Origin of the sequence: Mesorhizobium intechi, from assembly GCF_002879535.1 — a bacterium.
In the GTDB taxonomy this organism is placed as follows: domain Bacteria; phylum Pseudomonadota; class Alphaproteobacteria; order Rhizobiales; family Rhizobiaceae; genus Mesorhizobium; species Mesorhizobium intechi.
The window spans coordinates 1-8,582 of sequence record NZ_PNOT02000026.1; the positions used below are offsets into that span (position 1 = coordinate 1).

Sequence of the window (8,582 nt, forward strand, 5' to 3'; positions counted from 1 at the left end):
CACCCCGGAGAAGCCCAGCGTCGAGCCGACCGACAAGTCGATACCGCCATTGAGGATGACGAGCAGCATGCCGACCGCCAGTATGCCGAAGATGGCGACATGCGAGGCCATGGTCAGGAAATTGCCGACCGAGAAATAATAGGGAGACAGCAGCGAGAAGACGATGATGATGGCGATCAGCGCGAAGAAGGCGCGGCCCTCCAGCAGAAGCTTGGCCAGGCTGAAGCCGTTGGCCGAAACCCTCGGGCGGCGGCTGCGATCGGAGCTAGCGTCGGTCACGGTGGGGGCTCCTGTGTTCTTCATGGTCGGAGACCACGGCCTCGCCGGAAGCGGCCATGATCTCCTCCTTCGTGGCATCGGCACCGAATTCGGCCGAGATCCTGCCGCGATGCATGACGATGATCCGGTGCGCGATGCTCAGGCATTCGGCGACTTCCGAGGTCGAGAAGACGACGGCGAGCCCGCGCGCCGCCCGCTCGCTGAGCAGGCGGAACACCTCCGCCTTGGCGCCGATGTCGATGCCACGGCTCGGCTCGTCCAGCAGCATGACCTTGGGATTGGTGGTCAGCATCTTGCCGATGACGACCTTCTGCTGATTGCCGCCGGACAGCGAGCCGATGGGCGCGCTGCCGCCCGCTGTCTTGACGCGCACGTCGCGGATGGAGGCTTCGACCAGCGACCGCTCCTGCGAGCGTGACAACAGCAATCCCCTGACAAAAGCGCCGATGCTGGCGAGCGACAGGTTGGCGCCGACCGACATCGTCTGAACCAGGCCGTCGCGCTGGCGATCCTCGGGCACGAGCACGAGGCCCCTGGCGATGCGCTCCGCGATGCCGAAGCGGGATATGTCGTTGCCTCCGAGCAGGATGCGGCCGCCCGATGGCTGCAGGCGCCCGGCGATGCATTCCAGCAGTTCGGTGCGCCCGGCGCCCATCAGCCCGTAGATGCAGACGATCTCGCCGCTGCGCACGGCAAGCGACAGCCTGTCGACCACGGAACGTTCCGAGCTCGAGGCATCGGCGACGCTGACATCCTCGACCGACAAGGCAACCTCGCCGAAGGCATGGCCGGTGGGCGGCGAGCCCAGATCGAAGTTCTCGCCCACCATGTTGCGGACGATCCATTCGAGGTTGATGTGCCTGGCATTGGCCGTCGCGGTGATCGCGCCGTCGCGCAGCACCACGGCGTGGTCGGTGATCTGCAACGCCTCCTCGAGGTGGTGCGAGATATAGACGATCGAGACGCCGCGGGCCGTCAGGTCGCGGATCACCCTGAACAGCACCTCCACCTCGGTGGCGCTCAAGGCGGAGGTCGGTTCATCCATGATCAGGATACGTGAATCGACCGAGAGCGCGCGGGCGATCTCGACAATCTGCTGCTGCCCCAGGCGCAGATCCTGAACCGGTGTCAGCGGATCGATGTCTTCCTCGAGTTCGGCCATCAGCCGCCGCGTCTGGCGGCCTTCCTCGGCGAAATCGACGCCGGTCGCGCCGCGTATTTCCCGGCCCATGAAGATGTTGTCGCGTACGCTGAGATTGGGCGCGAGGCTGAGCTCCTGATGGATGATCGAGATGCCGCGGTCGCGGGCGTCGGAGGCTGAGGAGAAAGTGACGGACTGGCCGTCGAGCTCGATGCTCCCCGATGTCGGCGTCGTCACGCCGGAGAGGATCTTCATCAATGTCGACTTGCCCGCGCCGTTTTCGCCGAACAGCGTCGTGACCTTGCCGCGGCGTATGTCGAAATTGACCCCTTTGAGCGCGTGCGTGCCGCCGTAGGTCTTTACGATGTGGCGGGCCGCGAGCACGGTGTCGCCCGGCGCCGGCTCGAATTCGGGCGCCGCATTCATTGGACGCTCAGCTTCACCGGCGCGACGAGCCAGCCTTTGGGATTGATCAGCTTGAAGACGCCGACGACCGAGATGGTCTTGCCGGTGAGCTGTGTGTTGTCGATGGCCGACAGCACCTGCTTCTTCATCTCGTTGTTCAGGGCCGAGCCCGCATTCTGGTACTCTATCTGGTTGGTGAACTGGCCGAAGGTGATCGCGCCGGTAGCGTCGCGCAGATCGGTGCCGTTGATCGCCGGTCCGGTCTGGACGCGAATGACCAGATTGTCCGGGACGTCAGCCACCTTGACGGTGTAGATGCCCGATTTTCCCTCGCCGACGACGCCAGTGAACTTGACCGAGAATTCGGCGCCGACATTGGCCGGCACGCCATACTGTTTCTCCGCGGCCGCCTTGTCCTTGGCGATGGCGGCCGCGAGCGTCGGTGCATCGAGGGCGCGCTGCTCGACGGCGGATTGCACGTTCGGAAATTCAGCCTTGCCGAACGCCTCCGGCGAAAACGCCGCCTTGCGGGTATCTTCGGCCGAGCCGATCGTGACGATCTTGGTGTCGAGGATCATTGCGCCGAGCAGCGCCAGGATCGCGATCGCGATGGCCACCCAGCGGACGCCTGGCGATCCTCGCCGGTTCATCGTGGTGGTTGGTGGCTGCGAACTCATGCTGTGACGACCTGTGGTGTGGCGGCGATGAGAGGTGGCATTTCGTCTTGTTGGCGCGAAGCGCCGCATAGGTCGCTGTGCGGTTGGTCCGCTTGCATCGACCCCTCCCGCAGCGTGCTCCTCCAGCGCAATCGACCATACATCGATGTTAAGTTACCGTCAATGACTGTGATACTTCGCCAACAACGTCACATTCGTGTGACCGATCGGCTGATATGAGTCGTATAATGCCATTGATATTGTTGGATTTTTCAAGATAGTAATATCTCACAGGTTTTGTGATACGCTTGCTTTCAAGGCAGCCAGGGCGCTGTGCCGCACTCAAGCCCGTTTGGCGCGATCGCCCGTGGTTCGCGGCAGGTGTGCCGGTTGCAGCTCCATCAAATGGGTGTCGTTGAGCTGCGTGATAACTCGATCGATCTCCTCGCCGATCCTCTGCTGGTTCCAGCCGAGCGCCCGGCCGGCAATCATGGCGATCTGCCGCAAATCGCTTGTCGTCAGGGAACCGCTGATTGCCAGCGTCGTGCGCCGCATGACGATATCGGCCAGATGTTCGACGAATTCGCTGCGAGCGATGTAGTCGATCTCCGATACGCTGTAGTCGCTCGAGTCCGGCAATCGGTCGTCATTGCTCGATGCGCTCTGGTGCCGGGCTATCGGCAATGCCTTGGTGCCATAGCGTGACAGCAGCAGGTCGAGCCGGGCCTCGTCGGTGCCTGAAGCCGATGCGGCCTTGGCCAGCCAGCTTGACCGTGCCGCCGCGCCGGCCGGGAAGCCCTTGCCGCCGCCGATCGGCGTCGAGCGCGTGGTCACCTTGCGGATGCGGCCGAGGCGATCGAGCACTGTGTCGGCCACTTCCTCGGCGAAACCGCGAAACGTCGTCCATTTGCCGCCGATCAGCGAGATGATGGGGAAGGGGCGCGATGGCTCCGGCTCGGCCACCGGCGCCGAATGATCGCGGCTGATCAGGCCGGGGATGGCGGCGTCCGACGCGGGCAGGGGCCTGATGCCGCTATAGGCATACACGATCTGGTCGCGTTCGAAACGCATGCCGGGCAACAGCGTGCGCACGCTTTCCAGCAAATAATCGATCTCCGCCGGCTCGCAGCGAACCGTATCCGGATTGTCGGCCGCGAGATCCGTCGAGCCGACCAGCGCCTTGCCGAGATAGTCGTAGACAAGGCAGATGCGGCCGTCATCGGCTTCGAAATAGAGCATGCGTCCGGCCAGGCTTTGCACCAGCGCGTCGTGCTTCAGCAGGATGTGCGAACCCTTGGTGCCGCCGATCATCCTGGACGGCGCGCCGAGTGCTGCGTTGACGTCGTCGATCCATGGGCCGGCGGCGTTGACGACCAGTCTCGGCCGCAGCGAGAACTCGCCGCCGTTCTGGCGCCTGAAGGCCAGCACGCCGTTCGAGGATGAGACAAGCGAGGTGTAGTTGGCCGCGCTGGAGTTAGGGTTGGCCTCCAGGCCGTCGGCGATCAACTCGAGCACCAGCCGTTCGGGATGTGTGATCCTGGCGTCGTAGTAGGTGCCGGTGGCGACAATCGAGCCGGTCAATGCCGGCATGTCGCGAAGCGCCTGACGGCGCCCGACGAGCCGATGGCGCGGCATCACCCGGTGCCGCGAGCCGTAGAAATCATAGATCATCAGGCCGATCTTGATGAGGATCGCGCCACGGCTGCGCGGCGCGCTGGTCGAGCCCAGCAGCGTTCGCAGCGCCGCCCACATGCCCTTGCCCCAGGAGAAGATCGGGATGACCGTTGGGAGCGGGCTGACATAGTGCGGTGCGTTCTTGAGCAGCAGGTTGCGCTCCAGCGTCGACTGCGCCACCAGCCCGAATTCACCGGTCTCCAGATATTTCAGCCCGCCATGGATCAGGCGCGAAGGCGCCGCACTGGTGCCGGAGCCGAAATCCGCCTTGTCGACGATGCAACAGCTGACACCCTGGGCGCTGAGATCGCGAAACAGGCCGGCCCCGTTGATGCCGGCGCCGAGGATGACGACGTCGACATTGCCGGGGACACCGGTCGGTTGCTCGGAGCCGTCCTGGCTTTTGGCCGTTGACGTCATGGCCTCGCCGTCTTGACGACGCGCAACTGGACCCCGGCCTGCTCCAGCTTTTGCGCATGCTTGTCGCTGATGCCGTCGGTTACCAGGACCGCCTCGAAGCTGATCAGGTCGTCGAGCACGTGCAGGGCCACTTTGTCGAACTTGGAATGGTCGACCAAAAGGATGCGCTTGATCGCCGCCGCCATCATCGCCTGTTTGACCCGCACCACATGCTGATCCTGGATGAAGGCCGTGGTGCCGCTGATCGCGGAGGCCGAGCAAATCAAGAGATTGGCGCGCAGCCGCGAGATCGCGTTCTCGCATACGATGCCGATATAGGCGTTGTAGGTGCGATGGTACTGGCCGCCGAGACAGATGAAGTCGATGTCGTCGACATTGGTCAGCAATGCCGCCGTCGACACGCTGTTGGTGATGACGGTCAGTGGCGTGACCTCGAGCAGAAGCGGCGCAACGGCGTTGGCCGTGGTCGAATCGTCCAGGATCACCGCTTGTCCCGGCTCGACGTAGTCCATCGCGGCGCGGGCCAGCGCGTCCTTCTCCGCCCGTCCAACCGTCACCCGGTAGCGGAAGGCGCTTTCATAGAGGCCGGATGGCTGCACGGTGACGGCGCCATGTAGTTTGCGCAGCACGCCTTGATGGGCCAGCTGGTCGATGTGGCGGTGGATGGTCATGCGCGACACGCCGAAATGCTCGACCAGGTCGTCGATGCGCACCTGGCCGAGCTTTATCACGTATTCGGCGATCTCTTCGCGCCGTTCGTCGGCCTTGATCATGCTGTGCCCTCCATTGCTCGCCCTGCAAGGCTCTCGATTTCCGCCCATTTCGGCCTGAGCTGTTCGGCAATGCGGCCATAGATGGAATAGCGCTCGTCGAAGACGGCGCTGCGCGCCGGGTCCGGGCGGTATTCGCGGCTCACCGTGCAGGTGGCGCGCGCGCCTTCTTGGGGCGAGGCGAACAGGCCGACCGCCGCGCCGGCGCAAAGAGCGGCGCCGTAGGCGGCCGCCTCGTCGGTCGAGGTGACGGTGACCGGCGCGTTGAGCACGTCGGCGAACATCTGCGCGAAGGCCGGATTGCGCGAGCCGCCGCCGGTCAGCCGCACCTCGCGGACGGCAAAGCCGTCGCGCAGGGCTTCGACATGGCTGCGGTGGTTGAAGGCGATGCCTTCCAGCACCGCCTTTAGCATGTCGCCGCGGTCGTGCCAGCCGCGCAAGCCGACGAAGCTAGCGCTGGCGGCATTGCCGTATGGCGAGCCGAACAGATACGGGTGGAAGAGCAGGGTCGACGGCTTCTTCAGCGCTGTGTCGATTTCAGTCGCCAGCATCTCGTGGATCGAGCGGCCGGTCGTTTTGGCCTCGTCCTGTTCGGCGCGGCAGAGCGTGTCGAGGAACCAGTCGTAATTCGCCGTCGAGGCCGGCGAGATCGACATGTTGTTCCAGCGGCCGCGGTCGATGGCGTTGCGGCAGAACCAGCGCTGGTCGGTGCGCGGCTCGGCGGAGACCACTTCGTTGATCGAGTAGGTGCCGGCGACGATGCTGATCACGCCCTCTTCGTGGCCGCCGATGCCAAGCGCCGAGGCGGTGACGTCATGCAGGCCACAAGCAACCGGGGTGCCTTCCGCAAGCCCGGTCAGTGCGGCCGCTTCGGCGGTGGCGTAACCGACAATGTCGGCCGAATGTGCTGCCCGGGGCAAAGCCGCAAACAGCTCCTCCAGGCCAAAGATGCGCATCGCCTCCGGCGCGTAGGCTTGCGTACGGACGTCGGTGAACGACGTGCTCGCCTCGGTCAAATCGGTGCCGACGGTGCCTGTCAGGCAAAAGCGCAGCCAGTCCTTGCAGCCGACGATATGGCCGATCTGGCGGAAGCGTTCCGGCGCATGCTTCTTCAGCCAGCCCAGTATCGCCGATGGCGCCGAAGCGTGCGGAACCTGTCCGGTCAGGGCGAGAGCCTCGGCAAACACCGCACCCTTCGCCCATTCGTCGACGATCTCGCCGGCCCGGCTGTCGAGCGACAAGATTCCGGGGCCGAGCGGCCGGCGGTTGCTGTCGAGCAGATACAGCCCGTCGCCATGCGCGGTCGCCGCCACGGCCTTGATGTCGCCAGCTGGCCGACCGCTCAGGGCAATGGCTTCCCTGATCGCCTCGACGGTCGCCTGCCAGAGGCCGGGCATGTCGCGTTCGACCCAGCGGGGATGCGGCATCGATTGCGGCACACGGCGCCTGGCCACCGACAGCTGCGTGCCGTCGACATCGAAGATCACTGCCTTCGTCACCGTCAGGCCGTTGTCGATCCCAAGCAGGCTGGACATGATGATCCCGTTCAGCGTGAGCCGGTACGCGTTGCGAACTGGTCCCAAGCAAGGTTGGCGCTGAACATCATGGAAATCATCCTCGCCGGGATCCGCCATTGCCGGTTGCGGTCGCCGATGAACAGCGGCAGGATTCGAACCGGCGAACTGACCATACAATTCTGTGAATTTAACGTCAATATGTGTGATATACGCCAGGCGAGCAGGCTCCGCCAGGTCGAGCTTGATTGTCAAATTGGCATAAAACGCTGTTTTTTCTAACTCTTGCTGACCGCCGATCCGTCTCGGCGATCTTGTTACCCGCTTGCGTGGCGACTGCAGGGCAGGGGTCAGATGTCCTCCGGCTCACCGGGCTTGCGCAGCAGATAGGTGTCCATGATCCAGCCCTTTTGCCGGCGGGCTTCCTCCCGGACCTTTTCGATCTCGGCGCCGACATCGCCGAGACGGCCCGAGACGATGATCTCGTCCGGCGTGCCGAGATAGGCCCCCCAATGGATGACGACGTCCGGGTCGGCCAGCGTGGCGAAGGCGCATTTGCCGTCCAGCAGCACGACTGTGCTGCCGGCATTGCCGGCCAGACCTTCTTCGGTCAGCCTGCGGCCGGTGGTGACCAGGACCGAATCGCCGATGCGGTTCAGCGCCATTTTGTGGCTGGCGGCAAGCGCCTGGATGGCGGTGATGCCGGGGATGACCTCCAGTTCGAAGGCGACATTGTCTCTCAGGCGGACCCGCTCGAGGATGCGAAGCGCGCTGTCGTATAGCGAAGGATCGCCCCAGATCAGGAAGGCGCCGCAGCCATTTTCCGCGATTTCGTCGCGGATCATGCCTTCATAGATTGCGGCGATGGCTTCGTGCCAGTCGTCGACGGTCGAGCGGTAGGAGGACGTTGGTTCGGCGCGCACCGGCACGTCGAACTCGACGCGGCGTGATTTCGGGTTGGTGACGAAGCGGTCGCAGATCTCGCGCCGCAATTCGGAAAGGTCGTTCTTCCTGGCGCCTTTGTCGGGGATGAAAAGCACGTCGGCACGGTTCAGGCCTGATATGGCCTGGACGGTCATGTGGTCGGGATTGCCGGCCCCGATGCCGATGACGAGAAGCTTGCGCATGGACGAACTCCTGCCCGATCGGAAGCGGTTAGTCCAGATCGCTCGCGCATCCCGACCGCTCACCTGTTCAGACCACTGGCATGGCCAGACCGGTGTGGCGTGGTCACGCAAGTGGAAGGGCTTTGAAACGCCACATTGAAACGGCTAGGGTCGTCAGGCATTCTTGCCGAGGGGGCTTCGATGTTGCGATATGTTCTGACTGCGGCGCTGGCGCTTTCGGCAGCGCCGGCATTGGCCAACGACTCGGTTGCCGAGCTTGGCACAGGCGGGCTGATCCTGTCGCGCAGCGATGCGGTCGCGATGCAAAGCGAGGATCTTTTCATCTCGCCCGAAAAGGTGACGGTCGACTACGTCTTCCACAACAACACCGACAAGGATGTCGACGCGATCGTCGCCTTCCCGATGCCTGACATTGCGGGCGATCCCGAAGAAATGCCGGCCATCCCCGAAAATCAGAGCGACAATTTCCTTGGCTTCGAGGTGACGATCGACGGTGCCGCGGCAAAGCCCCAGCTCGAGCAGAAGGTGTTCGCGCTGGGCATCGACATCGGCGCCGATCTCAAGGCGCAGAATGTGCCGCTCAACCCGTTCGGCGA

Annotated in this window: 7 protein-coding genes and 1 pseudogene; 1 reads left to right on the forward strand and 7 read right to left on the reverse strand. The window is 64.1% G+C overall.

Annotation, left to right across the window (positions count from 1 at the left end; all coding sequences use genetic code 11):
* The 7 genes and pseudogenes from C1D09_RS01770 to cobF form a co-directional block, all read right to left on the reverse strand.
* A pseudogene (locus tag C1D09_RS01770) lies at positions 1–303 on the reverse strand (ABC transporter permease); the annotation flags it as partial.
* A complete protein-coding gene (locus tag C1D09_RS01775) occupies positions 266–1,846 on the reverse strand; it encodes a sugar ABC transporter ATP-binding protein (RefSeq protein ID WP_143972703.1) in 1,581 nt (526 codons plus the stop codon). The pseudogene C1D09_RS01770 and the gene C1D09_RS01775, both read right to left, overlap by 38 nt.
* Positions 1,843–2,502: a DUF2291 family protein gene (locus C1D09_RS01780; protein WP_143972704.1), complete on the reverse strand. Its 660-nt coding sequence runs from the start codon at positions 2,500–2,502 to the stop codon at positions 1,843–1,845. Before C1D09_RS01780 ends, C1D09_RS01775 begins: the two co-directional genes overlap by 4 nt.
* Before the next feature lie 321 nt (positions 2,503–2,823).
* Positions 2,824–4,575: a glycerol-3-phosphate dehydrogenase/oxidase gene (locus tag C1D09_RS01785; RefSeq protein WP_143972705.1), complete on the reverse strand. Its 1,752-nt coding sequence runs from the start codon at positions 4,573–4,575 to the stop codon at positions 2,824–2,826.
* Positions 4,572–5,348 carry a DeoR/GlpR family DNA-binding transcription regulator gene (locus C1D09_RS01790; protein ID WP_143972706.1) on the reverse strand — a complete coding sequence of 259 codons (777 nt, stop codon included), beginning with the start codon at positions 5,346–5,348 and terminating at the stop codon, positions 4,572–4,574. Before C1D09_RS01790 ends, C1D09_RS01785 begins: the two co-directional genes overlap by 4 nt.
* A complete protein-coding gene (locus tag C1D09_RS01795; protein WP_143972707.1) occupies positions 5,345–6,880 on the reverse strand; it encodes an FGGY-family carbohydrate kinase in 1,536 nt (511 codons plus the stop codon). The genes C1D09_RS01790 and C1D09_RS01795 overlap by 4 nt, the downstream gene beginning before the upstream one ends.
* Before the next feature lie 329 nt (positions 6,881–7,209).
* The gene (gene cobF, locus C1D09_RS01800) at positions 7,210–7,986 is read right to left on the reverse strand and encodes a precorrin-6A synthase (deacetylating) (protein WP_143972708.1); all 777 of its coding nucleotides are present in this window, start codon (positions 7,984–7,986) and stop codon (positions 7,210–7,212) included.
* A 180-nt stretch (positions 7,987–8,166) separates the two neighbouring features.
* Between cobF and C1D09_RS01805 the strand changes: the two genes are divergently transcribed.
* A partial coding sequence (locus tag C1D09_RS01805) for a DUF4424 family protein (protein ID WP_143972709.1) occupies positions 8,167–8,582 on the forward strand: 416 nt, incomplete at its 3' end.